Raw genomic sequence first — 16,696 nt, 5'->3', positions numbered from 1 at the left:
CGCAGTTGAATTTAGGCGATGAAGCTGATTTTTGGCAAGCGGCTCAAGTTCGCTATCCATTCAGGATGGTTTGGGGCAGCCGGCTGCCTAAGTCAGCCCATCCGCTAAAAATGGGGCGAAAAGTTTGAAGCAAGCGATCGGTGTGATTGATTCCGGCGTTGGCGGATTGACTGTTGCCAAAGAGGTAATGAGGCAGCTGCCAAACGAGAAAATCATTTACTTGGGTGATACGAAGAGATGTCCTTATGGACCAAGATCCACCAATCAGGTAAAGCGATTTACATGGGAATTAACCAACTTTTTATTAGAAAAAAATATTAAGATGCTCGTGATTGCATGTAACACTGCAACAGCAGCAGCTCTAGATGATATACGCAAGGAATTGCCGATTCCAGTGATTGGGGTCATTAATCCTGGAGCACGCGCCGCGATCAAGCGGACAAAAAATTATCGTGTCGGCATTATTGGCACGGAAGGTACTGTCAAAAGCGGTGCCTACGAGAGAGCACTTACATCATTAAATAGCCGGCTTTTTGTTAAAAGCCATGCGTGTCCAAAGTTTGTTCCGCTCGTTGAGAGTGGTGAGTATGAGGGGCCGATTGCAGAAAAAATTGTCAATGAATCCCTGCAATGCTTATTGAATCATAATCTGGACACTCTTATACTCGGCTGTACCCATTATCCGCTGCTCGAGCCTATCATAAAAAAAGTAATGGGCGAGCAAGTCAAAGTGATTAGTTCCGGTGATGAAACAGCCCGGGAAGTCAGTGCGATTCTCCAATATAATGGAATCTTGGATTCAGGCGAAATAGAACCAGAACATGAATTTTACACAACCGGTTCAAGATGGATTTTTTCCAAAATCGCTTCCCAATGGCTGGGGTTCCCGGTCGAACATGTAAAAAAAATCAAATTATAATGAAGCTCCGATTAACGGGGCTTTTTTTGTGTGTTAGGCGGGGGGCAATCAGCAAAGCCCTTGATGGAAAATTTCATGTTTTGTCCAAATTTTCTTCTTCCAGACGGTCTAAATTTTTCAAAGGCTCGTATATATGATAGTACAAACTGTCTTTGGGGGGAAAAATATGTTCAAACATAAAGCAAAAATTCTTGGTTCCACTGTCCTTACGGCTTCTGTATTGCTATCTGGCTGCGGCTTGTTTGAAACGGAAACGCAAAAGAAAATTGATCCGCCAAAAACTGTCTCGGTGGAGGATAAAGACGCTGGTGAAAAGACAGCGGAGACGACGGAAAATACGGAAAACACAGTAAAAACGGAGCTATATCTCATCGACAAAAATGGCTATGTGGTCCCTCAGACATTAAATCTGCCGAAAACCCAATCTGTCGCAACACAAGCCCTTCAGTACTTGGTGATTAATGGTCCGGTTACAGACATGCTTCCAAATGATTTTAAAGCGGTACTGCCTGAGGATACAGAACTTAGCGTCGATATCAAAGATGGGGTTGCCACTGTAAATTTTTCCAATGAATTTAAAAATTATCAGCCGGAGGATGAATTAAAGATCCTGCAATCCGTAACATGGACACTGACACAATTTGAAAATGTTAAAACCGTAAAACTAAAAATGAATGGCCATGAATTGACGGAAATGCCAGTGAATGGAACTCCAATCAGCGATAAGCTGTCCAGGTCGACAGGAATCAATTTGGATACTACGGATGTTATCGATATAACGAATACGAAGCCCGTTACCGTTTATTATATCGGGGGCGAGGAAGATTCTTATTATTATGTTCCAGTAACCCGCAGGGTGAGCAACGATGAGAAGGACCCAATCGCTGCAGCTGTCAACGAATTAATTAAGGGGCCGAGTGACCAATCAAACCTGGTTTCTGAGTTTATGCCAGACGTGAAACTGCTTGATGCTCCAAAGGTTAAGGACGGTACGGTCACATTAAACTTTGACAAAAACATTTATGGCAGCTTTGAAGAAAATGTCATTTCCCAGCATTTGCTTGATTCCCTTGTCCTATCTTTAACCGAACAAAAAGGAGTTCAAAAAGTGGCAATTCAGGTGGATGGCAAGGCAGAATTAAAAACGGATGACGATAAAAAGTTGTCTGAGCCAGTAACTCGTCCGGAAAAAGTCAATACTGGTAGTTTTTAAGAAAATTTTTGTTATACTATATAATGACAATGAAAGAGGCAGGCACTATGTCCGCCTCTTTCTTCATTTGCTGAAATGGCTGGTCCATTACCGAAAACATAGAGGAGGAAGAAGTGTGCGCGCAGATGGCAGAGAACCGCTGCAATTAAGACCTATACATATTGAAACCAACTATTTAATGCATCCAGAAGGTTCTGTTCTTATTTCGGTCGGAAACACGAAGGTAATTTGTACGGCCAGTATTGAAGAACGGGTTCCTCCGTTTATGAGAGGAGAGGGAAAAGGCTGGATTACGGCTGAATATTCGATGCTGCCGCGGGCAACCGAAACAAGGAATATCCGGGAGTCCTCGAAGGGGAAGGTTTCCGGGCGGACAATGGAAATCCAGCGTTTGATCGGGAGGGCCCTTAGAGCGGTGGTTGACCTCCAGGCGATTGGCGAGCGGACCGTTTGGATTGACTGTGATGTCATCCAGGCCGATGGCGGCACAAGGACTGCCTCAATAACTGGGGCATTCGTTGCTATGGCATTCGCGTTGAATGGTCTGGCGAAAAAAAGGTCATTGCCGAGATTTCCTATCATCGATTATTTAGCAGCGACAAGCGTGGGAATCCTGCAAAATGGACAAACCGTACTTGACCTCAATTATCGTGAAGATTCGAAGGCTCATGTTGATATGAATATCGTCATGACTGGCAAAGGAGAATTTGTGGAATTACAAGGGACTGGCGAGGAATCCACGTTTTCCTATGATCAGCTCCATAGCCTGTTAAATGCTGCTCAAGAAGGCTTAATGGAATTGTTTGAAGATCAAAAAGCGGCGTTAGGCGAGGAAATTTCGCGAAAAATTGAGGAACGGCGGACCAAATAGCAAAGAGTTATTTTTGGACTAATGCCATCAATCATTTGGTTATTACCTGGAAGAGAGGCGAATATCATGAAAGAAGTCATAATAGCTACAAAAAATCCGGGAAAAGCAAGGGAATTTGAACATATTTTTGCACCAAGGGGGATACAGGTGCGGACATTGCTTGATTTTCCGGAAATTCCCGAAGTGGAGGAGACCGGATCGACGTTTGAAGAGAATGCGATTTTAAAAGCGGAGACAATCTCAAAGGCTCTCAACCGAATGGTGATCGGAGATGATTCCGGGTTAGTGGTGGATGCTCTGGACGGAAGACCAGGAATCTTTTCGGCGCGGTATGCCGGTGAGCCGAAAAATGACCAGAACAATACGAATAAACTCTTATCGGAGCTTCAAGATGTGCCGGAGGAAAAACGGACAGCCCGGTTTTATTGTGCGCTGGCGGCCGCAATACCCGGACGAGAAACCTTCACGGTATCGGGCACCTGTGAGGGCAGAATTTTAGAAGACCCTAGAGGAACCAATGGATTTGGCTACGACCCGGTATTTTTTGTTCCGGAACAAGGAGTTGCGATGGCTGAACTATCCTCTGATGAAAAAAATAAAATCAGCCATCGGGCGAATGCGTTGAAGAAGTTGGATGCTGTATTGGATTCCTTGTTAGAAAGAGCGGATCAGCTATGAGCAAGGTGTTAGTGATCAGTGACAGCCATGGATTGACGGAAGAGCTGGAGACCATTCGGAAAAGGCATCAAATGGAAGTAGATCTCTTGATCCATTGCGGTGATTCACAGCTGATGCCGGACCATAAGTCGATTGCCGGCTACTTCACGGTCGCGGGCAATTGTGATTTTGGCCCTTTTCCTCAAGAGCTGATGACCAATGTGGCGGGCAAAAAGTTTTTCATTACGCATGGGCATCATTATGGGGTGAAATCCTCGTTAATGAATTTGAAATTCAAAGCCGAGGAAGTGAATGCGGATGTTGTTTGTTTCGGGCATTCCCATGAGTTGGGGGCAGAATTGGTGGGAGGGACTTTATTTTTGAATCCGGGAAGTATCCGCCTGCCCCGCGGCCGGATGGAAAAAACGTACTGCATTCTGGATGTCGAAAAAGAGGCAGTGAAATTGTTGGTTTATAACCTATCTGGACATGAATTGGAAAGCTTGTCCAGGGAGTTTGTTTTTTAAAAAGGATTGGGGAGCATCCAAACTCCCCTTTAAAAAAATATAAAAACCTGTTGACATTAGGTTGTTAGGGTAATATAATAAATCTTGTCTTTGATAAACATCAATGTCCCAGTAGCTCAGCCGGATAGAGCATACGCCTTCTAAGCGTACGGTCGGGAGTTCGAATCTCTCCTGGGACGCCATACTACATACCAAAAAAGTTAACTCACCTTTAAAGGTGAGTTTTTTTTATGAAAATTATATGATACACTATTTTCCAATGACATTTGAAGGACGGTTTTTTTATGAAAAAGCGGGAACAGGTGAAACGAAAAGACAATGTGATTTTCCTTCCCGGTGTTGAGAAAAGATTAACAGCCAAGGGGATGGACTCCCTGCAAGCAAGAAACTATACCGAAGCCATCCGGCTGCTTGAAGAAGCAAACGAGCTGGACCCCGAGAATGATGAGAACTTAATTGGACTGGTACTCGCCTATTTCGAAGCAGCTGCCTATCAAAAAGCAAAGGTGCTGGCAAAGGAAATGCTGCATAAGGGCATAGGCGATTATTATAAGATGGTAGACTTGTATTTAACAGTCTTGATTCAGCTTCATGAATATCAGGAAATTGTTGACACCCTCGAGGCATTGTTAGAGGAAAAGGAGATTCCGCCTGATAAGCTGTCCCACTTTTTAAACATCCTGCAGTTTAGCAGAAAAATGGCGGAAAATCATAGCCAGTCTGCAGACGAAGGCGAGCCGGAGGAGCAGGAACCGCAGCCATTAAATCTATTGGAGCTGACGAATCTAAACGAACAAATGCTGCTCGTATCGAGCTTGGCGGATAAAAATATCCGTCCCTATTTGAGGGAAATGGAAGAATACCTTAAGATGGATGCCGGGCATCCGCTTATGAAAACAGTACTACTGACTCTTATGAAAGAACAGGAAATTAACCGGGATCTTGCGGTCAAAAAATTTGGCCAGGAAAAACGAGTGAATCCAGCACTGCTTCCGGAAGTCAGGCTGGAGCCCAAAATGCTGGCAGTGAAAGAGTTAATTGCTGCGAGCCTTGAAAATGACAATCCTGTATTATATGAAAATATTGCGCCGGTAGTAGAAAGAATCTATTTTGTCAGCTATCCATTTGGATTACAGCCGGACAATGCTTCTGCCTGGGCTGCTGCCTTCATTCTCCTGGGAAATGAATATTTGGGCATGGAAGCGGAAATACAGGAGATAGCTGATGAATTCGGAGTTTTGCCAAGCGAAATAGATGAGGCTTTGGAGCAAATTATCCAATTAGAGAAAATTTCCTATCCCAATATATAGGATGATATGTTGAAAGAAATCAAACGTGTGTTATAATGTAAGGGTTGCATTGTGTAAAAAGGTAATTTTTTTACATAAAAAAGTAGAAAGTGGCTTGTTGGACAAGGCATATCTACAGTAAATTCGCTACGAATGAAAAAGGAAATATAGATGTTGGAGGGAAAATAGGTATGACTGCAAAATGGGAAAAGTTAGAAGGAAACCGTGGTGTCCTTACATTTGATGTAAGTGCAGAAAAAGTAAACGAAGGCTTAGACACTGCGTTCAAAAAAGTAGTAAAACAAATCAACGTTCCTGGCTTCCGTAAAGGAAAAATGCCTCGTGCGATGTTTGAAAAGCGCTTTGGCATTGAATCATTATTCCAAGATACTTTGGACGTCATTTTTCCAGAAGCTTATATGAATGCACTTGACGAAACAGGTATCGAGCCAATTGCTCAGCCGGAAAATGTAGATTTCGATCTTGAACAAATGGGCAAAGATAAAGATTTTACTTTCAAAGCTACAGTACAAGTGAAGCCTGAAGTGAAATTGGGCGAGTACAAAGGTCTTGAAGTAGAAGCGTTTGACACGACTGTAACAGACGAAGACGTTCAAAATGAATTGGAGCAGCTACAAAGCCGCCATGCAGAGCTAGTAGTGAAAGAAGACGGCACTGCTGAACTTGGCGACACTGTTGTCATCGACTTTGAAGGATTTGTTGATGGAGAAGCATTTGAAGGCGGAAAAGCTGACAACTATTCACTAGAGCTTGGATCAGGTTCTTTCATTCCAGGATTTGAAGAGCAGCTTGTTGGTCTTGCTGCTGGCGAATCTAAAGATGTGGAAGTGTCATTCCCTGAAGAATATCATGCTGCTGAGCTTGCAGGCAAACCTGCTACCTTTAAAGTGACTGTTCATGAAATTAAAGCAAAAGAACTTCCAGAATTAGATGACGAGTTTGCAAAAGATGTTGACGATGAAGTCGAAACTTTAGATGCATTAAAAGAAAAAATCAGAACTCGTCTACAAGACAGCAAAAATCATGAAGCTGAGCACCATATTCAAGATTCTGTAATTGATCAAGCTGCAGCTAATGCTGAAGTGGAAATTCCTGATGTGATGGTGGAAAATGAAACAAACCGTATGCTTCAAGAGTTCGAACAACGCTTGCAAATGCAAGGCATGAACCTTGAATTGTACTATCAATTCTCAGGGCAGGACGAGAATGCCCTTCGCGAACAAATGAAAGAAGATGCAACAAAGCGTGTTCGCGTGAACTTGGTATTAGAAGCAATTGCCAAAGCTGAAAACCTTGAAGCAACAGAAGAAGATGTCAATGCAGAGCTTGAAAAAATGGCTGGCATGTACAATATGACGGTTGAAAACATTCAAGCAGCTCTTGGCGGAACACAAGGAATTAAGGAAGACCTTAAGCTTCAAAAAGCTATTGATTTCCTAATTGAAAATAAAAAATAATTTTTAAAGGAGACGGCCAATCGGGCTAGTCGAACTTTGTCACAAAAAATTTTAATTCCTTTAAATAAGGCACGATATCTGTCGTGCCTTATTTTATACATTTTTTCAATTACATATTATAATAATGTCAGGGAAACCTTTTTCATAAGCAGGCAGGAATAACTTCCGTTGAAAGCGAATTAAATAATTCCAAGGAAGGCCCGATTTATTTTTTTGAAAAATGGTTATCATTATTGGGTACATAGGTTTTTGATGCGAATCCTAACAGCCATAAGAACATATTTTGTATCAAGCTAATTATTTCCGCTCTGCTGACTAAATGTGTTAAAATGCAAAATACATACCATTGACGTAAAAGTAAAATATCGGAATTTGTTAGGATTCGCGATTAGAATAAAGCTTCCAAATGTTTTTTTCAAGGGGTGAAAGGATTGTTTAAATTTAATGATGAAAAAGGACAATTAAAGTGTTCGTTCTGTGGAAAGACACAGGATCAAGTCCGCAAATTGGTTGCCGGTCCTGGAGTATATATATGTGATGAGTGTATTGAACTTTGCACAGAAATCGTTGAAGAAGAGCTTGGGACAGAAGAAGAAGTGGAGTTTAAGGATGTTCCGAAGCCAAAGGAAATTTGTGAAATTCTCGATGAGTATGTAATCGGGCAAGACCAGGCGAAAAAGTCATTGTCAGTGGCAGTTTATAACCACTACAAGCGGATTAACTCTAACAGCAAAATTGATGATGTCGAGCTTTCCAAAAGTAATATTTGTATGATTGGACCTACAGGAAGCGGTAAAACCTTGCTGGCCCAAACGCTGGCACGAATTCTAAATGTGCCGTTTGCGATTGCCGATGCGACTTCGCTTACGGAGGCTGGCTATGTAGGGGAAGACGTTGAAAACATTTTATTAAAGTTAATCCAAGCAGCTGATTATGATGTGGAAAAAGCTGAAAAAGGAATCATTTACATTGATGAGATTGACAAAATTGCCCGCAAATCGGAAAATCCATCGATCACTCGTGATGTGTCCGGTGAAGGCGTCCAGCAGGCGTTGTTAAAAATTCTTGAAGGGACGGTTGCCAGTGTTCCGCCTCAAGGAGGCAGAAAGCATCCGCACCAAGAATTTATTCAAATCGATACCACCAACATTCTGTTTATTTGCGGCGGAGCATTTGACGGCATTGAGCCGATCATTAAACGCCGTTTGGGCCAAAAGGTAATCGGATTTGGCGCAGATGTCAAACAGCAGGAAATCAGCCAAAGAGAACTGCTTTCAAAGGTGCTGCCTGAAGACCTTTTACGCTTTGGTTTAATTCCGGAATTCATTGGCCGTCTTCCGGTTATTGCCAGCCTCGAACAGTTGGATGAGGATGCATTAATTGAAATTTTAACAAAACCAAAGAATGCGCTTGTTAAGCAATATCAAAAGATGCTTGAAATCGATGATGTCGAGCTGGAGTTTGAAGAAGGGGCCCTAAAAGAAATTGCCAAAAAAGCAATTGAACGCAAAACGGGTGCCCGCGGCTTACGCTCAATCATTGAAGGCATTATGCTGGATGTCATGTTCGATTTGCCATCCCGCGATGATATATCAAAATGTATCATTACAAAAGAAACGGTTGCCGAAAATGGCGCTCCAAAATTAATTTTGGAAGATGGCACCGTGGTGGCTGAAGAAAAATCGGCTTAAATACTCAGGCTTGGTAATAGTTACCAAGCCTTTTTTTGTGCACATTTTCCTATCTTTTTTTGAAATGGGTTTATTCCCTATCCCTGCAGGAAATACTTATTACTATCTAAAGGAATGAGTATTTTGGTGCAGGAGGGAAAATGTATGAGTTGGACGGGGATTGCTTTATTTATTCAGCTGTTTTTTGGCATCATTATTGGGCTGTATTTTTGGAATCTGTTAAAAAACCAGCGGACACAGAAGGTTTCAATTGATCGTGAATCCAGAAAAGAGATGGAGCAGCTGCGGAAAATGAGATCCATTTCTTTAACAGAACCATTATCAGAAAAGGTACGGCCTACCAGTTTTCAAGATATTGTCGGCCAGGAGGATGGAATCAAGTCGTTAAAAGCGGCATTATGCGGGCCAAATCCACAGCATGTGATCATCTATGGACCTCCCGGCGTCGGTAAAACGGCTGCAGCACGGCTTGTCTTGGAGGAAGCTAAGAAAAATGCAAAATCTCCATTTAAACGTGATTCGGTATTTATTGAGTTGGATGCGACAACGGCCCGGTTTGATGAAAGAGGGATTGCTGATCCATTAATCGGTTCAGTGCATGACCCGATTTATCAAGGTGCCGGTGCCATGGGGCAGGCGGGAATCCCTCAGCCAAAGCAGGGCGCCGTTACAAACGCCCATGGCGGGGTGCTGTTTATAGATGAAATTGGAGAACTGCATCCGATCCAAATGAACAAGCTGTTAAAAGTTTTAGAGGACAGGAAAGTATATTTGGAAAGTGCTTATTATCATGAGGAAAATACCCAGATTCCTTCACATATTCATGATATTTTTAAGAATGGGCTGCCGGCCGATTTCCGCTTGATTGGGGCAACGACCAGAACCCCGAGTGAAATTCCGCCAGCCATCCGCTCGCGATGTATGGAAGTGTTTTTCAGGGATTTAACGCAGGAGGAAATTATGACTGTGGCCAAGAAGGCGGCGGACAAGGTCAATATGCACATCAATGAAACGGCGATTCAGACCCTTTCAACCTATGCAAGGAATGGCCGTGAAACGGTGAATATGATTCAAATCGCCGCAGGGCTGGCGATCACTGAAGACAGAACCTTTATTAAAGACGAAGACATTGAGTGGGTCATCCAATCAAGCCAGCTGACCCCAAGAATGGAACGGATGATTAACGAGGAATCCAGAGTCGGGTTAGTCAACGGACTGGCGGTCTCCGGCCCGAATTCAGGGGCATTGCTGGAAATCGAAGTTACGGTGATTCCGGCGAAGGAGAAAGGGTCAATCAATATTACCGGCATTGTGGAAGAAGAAAGTATAGGCGGGCAAGGAAAATCAATACGCCGCAAAAGCATGGCCCGAGGGTCGATTGAAAACGTGATTACCGTGCTTCGCTCCATGGGTGTCCCGGCAAATGACTACGATATCCATGTCAATTTCCCTGGCGGTGTGCCGATTGACGGGCCATCAGCCGGAATTGCCATGGCAACAGGAATCTATTCGGCCATTTATAAAATCCCGATTGATAACACGGTTGCCATGACAGGGGAAATCAGCATTCATGGAAACGTTAAGCCGATTGGCGGCGTCTATCCAAAGGTAAAGGCAGCGAAAAAAGCCGGAGCCAAAACCGTCATCATTCCAGAGGAAAACATGCAGACACTCCTGAATGAAATAGACGGAATCCGAATCGTTCCCGTCAGCCATCTTCACGAAGTATTCGAAATCGCATTAGTACATGAGTACGCCAAAAACAAAGCCGTACCCGCATCAATTGAATTATCCAAAAAAGAAACAATCTAGGAGTGGGGACTGTCCCCCACTCCTTTAATGTGTTAAAGCAAATGGATTTTTATTGTGTTATTCAGCAGGTTTTCGAAGTATTTTTTGGGGCATTGGGGAAGCTAATTCAAGGATAACTTGACGGCTATCTCAAAAGATAGACACGTAAATATAAATGAGATAGAATTGTACAAAGACGATTCCGCAAATGCGGGAATTAATCTATTTTTTAGTATGTGGAGGTGCAGTGTTATGGCGAAACAGAATGAATTGATCGTTCCCCTCCTGCCGCTTCGAGGATTGCTTGTTTATCCGACAATGGTGCTTCATTTAGATGTTGGGCGTGACCGGTCGGTCCAAGCACTCGAAAAAGCGATGGTAGATGACCATTTAATTTTCTTGACCACTCAAAAGGATGTCTCGATTGATGAGCCTTCCGAAGAGGATTTATACAAGTTTGGAACCTTAACAAGAGTTAAGCAAATGCTTAAACTCCCAAACGGGACAATCCGTGTATTAGTAGAAGGATTAGGCAGGGCAGAAGTGACTTCATTTCAAGATGAAGAGGAATATTATTCAGTCAGTATTGTCACATATGAAGATCCGGAAACAAGAGATGTAGAAGATCAGGCATTAATGAGGACGATGCTTGATTATTTTGAACAATACATAAAACTTTCGAAAAAAATCTCAGCTGAAACATTTGCTACGGTGGCAGATATCGAAGAGCCTGGCCGGATGGCAGATATTATTGCCTCCCACTTGCCTATCAAGCTTAAGGAAAAGCAGGAGATCCTTGAAACGCTCGATGTGAAACTAAGAATGAATCATGTTATTGATATCATTTATAACGAAAAAGAAGTGCTCAATCTCGAAAAGAAAATTGGCCAGCGCGTCAAGCGTTCTATGGAACGAACACAAAAGGAATATTATTTGCGTGAACAGATGAAAGCGATTCAGAAGGAATTGGGCGACAAAGAAGGCAAAACAGGCGAGATTGCCGACCTGACCAAAAAAATCGAGGAAGCAGGCATGCCGGAACACGTTCTAAATGCCGCTATGAAAGAACTCGATCGGTATGAAAAAGTGCCATCCAGTTCGGCGGAAAGCAGCGTGATCCGCAATTATATTGAATGGCTGATTTCACTGCCATGGTCGAAAAAAACAGACGACAATATCGATATAGCCCGTGCCGAGAAGATTTTAAACGAAGAGCATTACGGGCTGGAAAAAGTCAAAGAACGAGTCCTTGAATATTTAGCAGTACAAAAGCTGACGAATTCCTTAAAAGGGCCGATTCTCTGTTTGGCAGGCCCTCCAGGAGTGGGGAAAACCAGTTTAGCTAAATCAATTGCCACATCGCTTAACCGAAATTTTGTCCGGGTTTCTTTGGGCGGAGTCCGGGATGAATCGGAAATTCGCGGCCATCGCAGAACCTATGTTGGGGCCATGCCAGGGCGGATTATCCAAGGGATGAAAAAAGCTGGGACGATTAATCCGGTGTTCCTGCTCGATGAAATTGATAAAATGTCCAGTGACTTCCGCGGCGATCCATCGTCAGCCCTCTTAGAGGTGTTAGACCCTGAGCAAAATGCCAATTTCAGTGACCATTATATTGAAGAAACCTATGATTTATCGAAGGTCATGTTTATTGCAACTGCGAACAATCTCGGGACCATTCCGGGCCCGCTTTTGGATCGGATGGAAATTATTACGATCGCCGGCTATACCGAGCTTGAAAAGGTTCATATTACAAGGGACCACCTGCTTCCAAAGCAAATTAAGGAAAACGGCCTTTCAAAAGGCGCCCTTCAAGTTCGCGATGACGCCATCTTAAAAGTAGTCCGCTATTATACCCGTGAAGCAGGAGTACGGAGCTTGGAGCGGCAAATGGCCACCATCTGCCGGAAGACCGCCAAGATTATTGTTTCCGGAGAGAAAAAACGGGTGGTCGTAACCGAGAAAACAGTCGAGGACTTCTTAGGGAAGCCAAGATTCCGCTATGGACAGGCTGAAGCGAAGGATCAGGTTGGCGTAGCAACCGGTTTAGCTTATACAACGGTTGGCGGCGATACATTGCAAATTGAGGTGTCGCTGGCTCCTGGTAAAGGGAAACTGGTGCTAACCGGCAAGCTGGGAGATGTGATGAAGGAATCAGCACAGGCTGCGTTTAGTTACGTTCGTTCCAAGGCAAAGGAACTTGGAATTGATGAGGACTTTCATGAAAAATTTGATATTCATATTCACGTTCCTGAAGGGGCTGTGCCAAAAGATGGCCCATCAGCAGGAATCACGATAGCAACGGCCCTTGTATCGGCATTGACAGGCAGGCCAATTCGCCGTGAAGTGGGGATGACTGGCGAAATTACACTAAGAGGGCGGGTGCTGCCGATCGGCGGGTTGAAGGAAAAAACTCTTAGCGCCCACCGTGCCGGTTTGACCAAAGTCATTTTGCCAAAGGACAATGAAATGGATATTGAGGATATCCCAGAAAGCGTCCGAAGCGAATTGGAATTTGTGCCTGTGGCACATTTAGATGAAGTTCTAAAGCATGCCCTCTTAGAGGGAGGGGCGAAATGAAGGTAGTAAGCTCCGACATTGTCATAAGTGCGGTTAAGCCGGAACAATATCCGGCGACCGATTTGCCTGAATTTGCCCTTGCCGGCCGCTCAAATGTGGGGAAGTCCTCGTTTATTAATCGAATGCTGAACCGTAAAGGGTTAGCAAGGATTTCTTCTAAGCCAGGCAAGACCCAAACTTTGAATTTTTTCCTTATTAATGAGGTTCTGCATTTTGTCGATGTGCCCGGCTATGGTTATGCGAAGGTTTCCAAAACGGAACGCGCGGCTTGGGGAAGAATGATTGAGACGTATTTTACAACCCGTGAGCAGCTGCGGGCTGTCGTTTTAATCGTTGACTTGCGGCATCCGCCGACCGAGGATGATGTGATGATGTATGATTTTCTAAAGCATTACGAACTTCCTTGCATCGTTATTGCCACAAAAGCCGATAAGATCCCAAAGGGAAAATGGCAAAAGCATCTTAAGGTCACAAAAGAAACCCTGCAGCTTGAAAAAGACGACCATATTGTCGTGTTCTCCTCAGAGACTGGAGAGGGAAAAGATCAAGTCTGGGCCATTATCGAAAGTTATATGTAAACAACGATTTGAAAGAGCACACGAGTTTTCTGCTATGGAAAATTCCGTGTGCTTTTTTGTATACATATAAAAAGAGCATGACGTCATGCTCTTTGATTCAAAAAAATATGTAAGGGAAGGAAACCTAAATAAGTTTATGCTGTGGGGTTATTTTTTCTTTTTTAGTAAAAAATAGACACCAATAACAATAATTAAGGCTGGCCAAAATTTCCAGATAAAGCTGATCCCGCTTTGCAATACCCCAAAATAGCCTGTGATTTTGGCATTAAACAAAAGCAGGAAGGCAAGCAGGAAAAAGACAATCGCTTGAAACAATCCGGTCTTTGTTTTTAAAAACCGCAGAAAAATGCCAATCGATAGGATCAAAATCAGCATGCCGCTCGTATCCGCCGGCCAAAACGAGGCATGGCCGGCAAGATGGAAATGCAGGCCGAAGCCCGTCAATATGACGCCGGGCAGAATCGCTTCATATTCTCGTGCAGAATAACCCTGTCCTAAAAAAGCTGCCCCCACAATGATGAATAAAGTGGGCCAGGAAAAAAACTGTGGGAATATAGTAATTCCTGTTTGCTGCAAGAAAAAATAGCCGCCAAATCCAATGAGAATGATTCCGGGAAATATTCGTTGATTTTTCATGACAAACACCACTTCCAGTAAGGTTCACTTGAATATCTTCTAGTTTTTTGGTACTGTACATAAGGAAGTATATTAGAAAACATAGGCTTTTGGAAACAAAAATAGCAGCAGTAGAGATTTGGGCCCTGGCTGCTGTACATTCCTGTTTTGTTAGTCTATCTTACCATATAGTTTCGCTTTATGTTCACATTTTTCCAGTCTTTGCTGAAAATGTGAGTGATATAATGATTCTAGTTAAACTGCATTATTTTATTGGGGGTGCCTTTTTTAAAATGCATATTGTCGTGATCGGTCTTAACTATAAAACTGCCCCTGTAGAAATTCGAGAGCAGTTGACATTTAATGAAGCAGATCTTGGGGAGGCTGTTAAGCAGCTGAATAACAAGAAAAGCATTCTTGAAAATGTCATCTTGTCAACCTGTAACCGGACTGAAATATATGCCGTAGTCGACCAGCTTCATACCGGCCGCTACTACATGAAAGAGTTTCTGTCAGAATGGTTTGGTATTGAGCAAAAGGAATTTTCACCTTTTCTTTTCATCTATGAGGACGATGGGGCAGTCGAACATTTATTTTCTGTCGCATGCGGTCTAAATTCGATGGTGCTTGGCGAAACACAGATTTTGGGCCAGGTTCGTACAAGCTTCTTGCTTGCTCAAGAACAAGCAGCAACCGGCACAGTCTTTAATCATTTATTTAAACAAGCCATTACAGTGGCAAAGCGCGGCCATTCTGAAACCGAGATTGGTTCGAATGCTGTTTCCGTCAGCTACGCCGCTGTTGAATTAGCCAAGAAAATTTTCGGCTCGCTTGCCAACAAACATGTGTTGATTTTCGGCGCAGGGAAAATGGGGGAATTAGCGGTTCAGAATCTCTCTGGGAATGGCGTTAAACAAGTAACGGTCATTAACCGGACCTATGATAAAGCCAAGGCTTTGGCCAGCCGGTTTAATGGTGACGCCAAAACGGTCGCAGACCTGCAGCATTCGCTTGTGGAAGCGGATATCTTAATCAGCTCTACCGGCGCAAAGGATTTTGTCATTACAAAGGAAATGATGGCAGAAGTAGAAAAGCTGCGGAAAGGCAAGCCATTATTTATGGTTGATATTGCGGTGCCCCGCGATTTAGACCCGCAAATTGCCGAGCTTGAAAACGTGTTTTTATATGATATCGATGATTTAGAAGGAATTGTCGAGGCGAATCTCCAGGAACGTAAGAAAGCAGCTGAAAAAATCATGCTGATGATTGAAAAAGAAATCGTCGACTTCAATCACTGGCTTGGCATGCTGGGGGTTATTCCGGTTATTTCGGCCCTGAGGGAAAAGGCATTGGCCATCCAGGCCGAAACGATGACCAGTTTGGAGAGGAAGCTTCCTCATTTAAGTGAACACGATATGAAAGTGTTAAATAAACATACAAAGAGTATCGTTAACCAGATGTTAAAAGATCCAATCTTACAAGCAAAAGAATTGGCTGCAAGACCTGATGCGGATCAGGCAATGGAATTATTCATCCGAATTTTTAATATTGAAAAGCAGGCAAAGGAACAACAATTGAAAGCGGCCGAAACGAAAACAGCTCCTGTTCGTGAAGTTCAGGCTTCCTTTTAGTCTAAGGTGATTTTGTGATGACTATAGGCTTTATGACAAGGATTCATGAATTATCGGTTGTTCTATATGCCTTCAGCGTCCTGCTGTATTTTTTCGACTTCATTCATCATAACCGGAAGGCAAATCGGATTGCCTTCTGGTTACTTGCATTTGTATGGGTTTTGCAAACTGTTTTTTTATTTTTTTATATGAAAGAAACAGGAAGGTTCCCCGTACTTACCATTTTTGAGGGACTTTATTTTTATGCTTGGGTATTAGTGACATTGTCCATCGCGATTAATCATTTATTGAGGGTCGACTTTATTGTCTTTTTTACCAATATCCTTGGTTTTACCGTTATGGCGATTCATACCTTTGCCCCGATGCAGGTTGATTCCCACGTCATGGCAAAACAACTCGTGTCGGAATTGCTTTTGATTCATGTCACAATGGCCATTTTATCCTATGGAGCTTTTTCTCTGTCTTTTGTTTTTTCTCTATTATACCTGTTGCAATACGACTTATTAAAACGAAAGAAATGGGGAAAAAGGCTGCTGAGGCTGGCCGATTTAGAAAAATTGGAAAGATTGTCCTACATATCTGCGGTCATAGGGGTTCCCCTTCTGCTATTGGCGTTAATTCTCGGCCTGCAATGGGCTTTCCTAAAACTCCCGGGCATGCCTTGGTATGATATTAAAATCATCGGTTCGTTTATCTTGCTGATTGCTTATAGCATTTATTTATATTTGCACACAGCAAGAAACTTATCAGGCAAAAAATTAGCGCTTTGGAATGCGGGTTCATTTTTAATCGTTTTAATTAACTTCTTCTTATTTGGGCAATTATCTTCCTTTCATATATGGTACTCATAATTAGG

Annotated in this window: 14 protein-coding genes and 1 tRNA gene; 14 read left to right on the top strand and 1 reads right to left on the bottom strand. The window is 43.0% G+C overall.

Features of this window, described 5'->3' with window-relative positions; genetic code table 11:
- Positions 1–124: 124 nt before the first annotated feature.
- The 12 genes from racE to yihA all read left to right on the top strand — a co-directional run bounded on the left by racE (position 125) and on the right by yihA (position 13,594).
- The gene (racE, locus tag NFS43_RS03325) at positions 125–919 is read left to right on the top strand and encodes a glutamate racemase (protein WP_251549451.1); all 795 of its coding nucleotides are present in this window, start codon (positions 125–127) and stop codon (positions 917–919) included.
- Between the two features lie 166 nt (positions 920–1,085).
- The gene (locus NFS43_RS03320) at positions 1,086–2,132 is read left to right on the top strand and encodes a GerMN domain-containing protein (RefSeq protein ID WP_251549449.1); all 1,047 of its coding nucleotides are present in this window, start codon (positions 1,086–1,088) and stop codon (positions 2,130–2,132) included.
- A 115-nt stretch (positions 2,133–2,247) separates the two neighbouring features.
- Positions 2,248–3,003 carry a ribonuclease PH gene (rph, locus tag NFS43_RS03315; RefSeq protein ID WP_251549447.1) on the top strand — a complete coding sequence of 252 codons (756 nt, stop codon included), beginning with the start codon at positions 2,248–2,250 and terminating at the stop codon, positions 3,001–3,003.
- A 66-nt stretch (positions 3,004–3,069) separates the two neighbouring features.
- On the top strand, positions 3,070–3,681 hold the full coding sequence (locus tag NFS43_RS03310; protein WP_251549445.1) for an XTP/dITP diphosphatase: 612 nt from the start codon (positions 3,070–3,072) through the stop codon (positions 3,679–3,681).
- Positions 3,678–4,187 (top strand): metallophosphoesterase, encoded by a 510-nt coding sequence (locus NFS43_RS03305; protein WP_251549443.1) that lies wholly within the window; start codon positions 3,678–3,680, stop codon positions 4,185–4,187. Before NFS43_RS03310 ends, NFS43_RS03305 begins: the two co-directional genes overlap by 4 nt.
- Before the next feature lie 105 nt (positions 4,188–4,292).
- Positions 4,293–4,369, top strand: a tRNA-Arg gene (locus tag NFS43_RS03300).
- Between the two features lie 102 nt (positions 4,370–4,471).
- Entirely contained in the window at positions 4,472–5,497 is a 1,026-nt protein-coding gene (locus tag NFS43_RS03295; RefSeq protein ID WP_251549441.1) for a tetratricopeptide repeat protein, read from the top strand.
- 170 nt (positions 5,498–5,667) lie between these two features.
- Positions 5,668–6,954, top strand: a complete 1,287-nt coding sequence (tig, locus tag NFS43_RS03290) for a trigger factor (protein ID WP_251549438.1) — start codon at positions 5,668–5,670, stop codon at positions 6,952–6,954.
- Positions 6,955–7,385: 431 nt separating this feature from the next.
- Positions 7,386–8,645: an ATP-dependent protease ATP-binding subunit ClpX gene (clpX, locus tag NFS43_RS03285; RefSeq protein WP_251549436.1), complete on the top strand. Its 1,260-nt coding sequence runs from the start codon at positions 7,386–7,388 to the stop codon at positions 8,643–8,645.
- A gap of 144 nt (positions 8,646–8,789) precedes the next feature.
- Positions 8,790–10,457, top strand: a complete 1,668-nt coding sequence (lonB, locus tag NFS43_RS03280) for an ATP-dependent protease LonB (protein ID WP_251549434.1) — start codon at positions 8,790–8,792, stop codon at positions 10,455–10,457.
- A 231-nt stretch (positions 10,458–10,688) separates the two neighbouring features.
- Positions 10,689–13,016, top strand: a complete 2,328-nt coding sequence (gene lon, locus NFS43_RS03275) for an endopeptidase La (protein WP_251549432.1) — start codon at positions 10,689–10,691, stop codon at positions 13,014–13,016.
- The gene (gene yihA / locus NFS43_RS03270) at positions 13,013–13,594 is read left to right on the top strand and encodes a ribosome biogenesis GTP-binding protein YihA/YsxC (RefSeq protein ID WP_251549430.1); all 582 of its coding nucleotides are present in this window, start codon (positions 13,013–13,015) and stop codon (positions 13,592–13,594) included. Before lon ends, yihA begins: the two co-directional genes overlap by 4 nt.
- A 147-nt stretch (positions 13,595–13,741) precedes the next feature.
- Here yihA and NFS43_RS03265 read toward each other — a convergent pair whose 3' ends face one another.
- Entirely contained in the window at positions 13,742–14,230 is a 489-nt protein-coding gene (locus NFS43_RS03265) for a LiaI-LiaF-like domain-containing protein (protein ID WP_251549428.1), read from the bottom strand.
- A gap of 272 nt (positions 14,231–14,502) precedes the next feature.
- On the opposite strand from NFS43_RS03265, the gene hemA reads away from it, so the two are divergent.
- Both hemA and NFS43_RS03255 read left to right on the top strand, forming a co-directional pair.
- Positions 14,503–15,840, top strand: a complete 1,338-nt coding sequence (gene hemA, locus NFS43_RS03260; protein WP_251549709.1) for a glutamyl-tRNA reductase — start codon at positions 14,503–14,505, stop codon at positions 15,838–15,840.
- Between the two features lie 17 nt (positions 15,841–15,857).
- Complete coding sequence (locus NFS43_RS03255; protein WP_251549426.1) at positions 15,858–16,691, top strand: cytochrome c biogenesis protein; 834 nt, start codon at positions 15,858–15,860, stop codon at positions 16,689–16,691.
- Positions 16,692–16,696: the final 5 nt, after the last annotated feature.

This window comes from Neobacillus muris (genome assembly GCF_943193175.1).
Classification (GTDB): domain Bacteria; phylum Bacillota; class Bacilli; order Bacillales; family Cytobacillaceae; genus Neobacillus; species Neobacillus muris.
This window is presented reverse-complemented; position numbering and strand designations above follow the sequence as displayed.

Coding starts and splice junctions, on each gene's coding strand:
- NFS43_RS03320 (WP_251549449.1), top strand. CDS start 1,086: ATGTTCAAACATAAAGCAAAAATTCTTGGTTCCACTGTCCTTACGGCT.
- NFS43_RS03310 (WP_251549445.1), top strand. CDS start 3,070: ATGAAAGAAGTCATAATAGCTACAAAAAATCCGGGAAAAGCAAGGGAA.
- NFS43_RS03305 (WP_251549443.1), top strand. CDS start 3,678: ATGAGCAAGGTGTTAGTGATCAGTGACAGCCATGGATTGACGGAAGAG.
- NFS43_RS03295 (WP_251549441.1), top strand. CDS start 4,472: ATGAAAAAGCGGGAACAGGTGAAACGAAAAGACAATGTGATTTTCCTT.
- tig (WP_251549438.1), top strand. CDS start 5,668: ATGACTGCAAAATGGGAAAAGTTAGAAGGAAACCGTGGTGTCCTTACA.
- lonB (WP_251549434.1), top strand. CDS start 8,790: ATGAGTTGGACGGGGATTGCTTTATTTATTCAGCTGTTTTTTGGCATC.
- lon (WP_251549432.1), top strand. CDS start 10,689: ATGGCGAAACAGAATGAATTGATCGTTCCCCTCCTGCCGCTTCGAGGA.
- yihA (WP_251549430.1), top strand. CDS start 13,013: ATGAAGGTAGTAAGCTCCGACATTGTCATAAGTGCGGTTAAGCCGGAA.
- NFS43_RS03265 (WP_251549428.1), bottom strand. CDS start 14,230: ATGAAAAATCAACGAATATTTCCCGGAATCATTCTCATTGGATTTGGC.
- hemA (WP_251549709.1), top strand. CDS start 14,503: ATGCATATTGTCGTGATCGGTCTTAACTATAAAACTGCCCCTGTAGAA.
- NFS43_RS03255 (WP_251549426.1), top strand. CDS start 15,858: ATGACTATAGGCTTTATGACAAGGATTCATGAATTATCGGTTGTTCTA.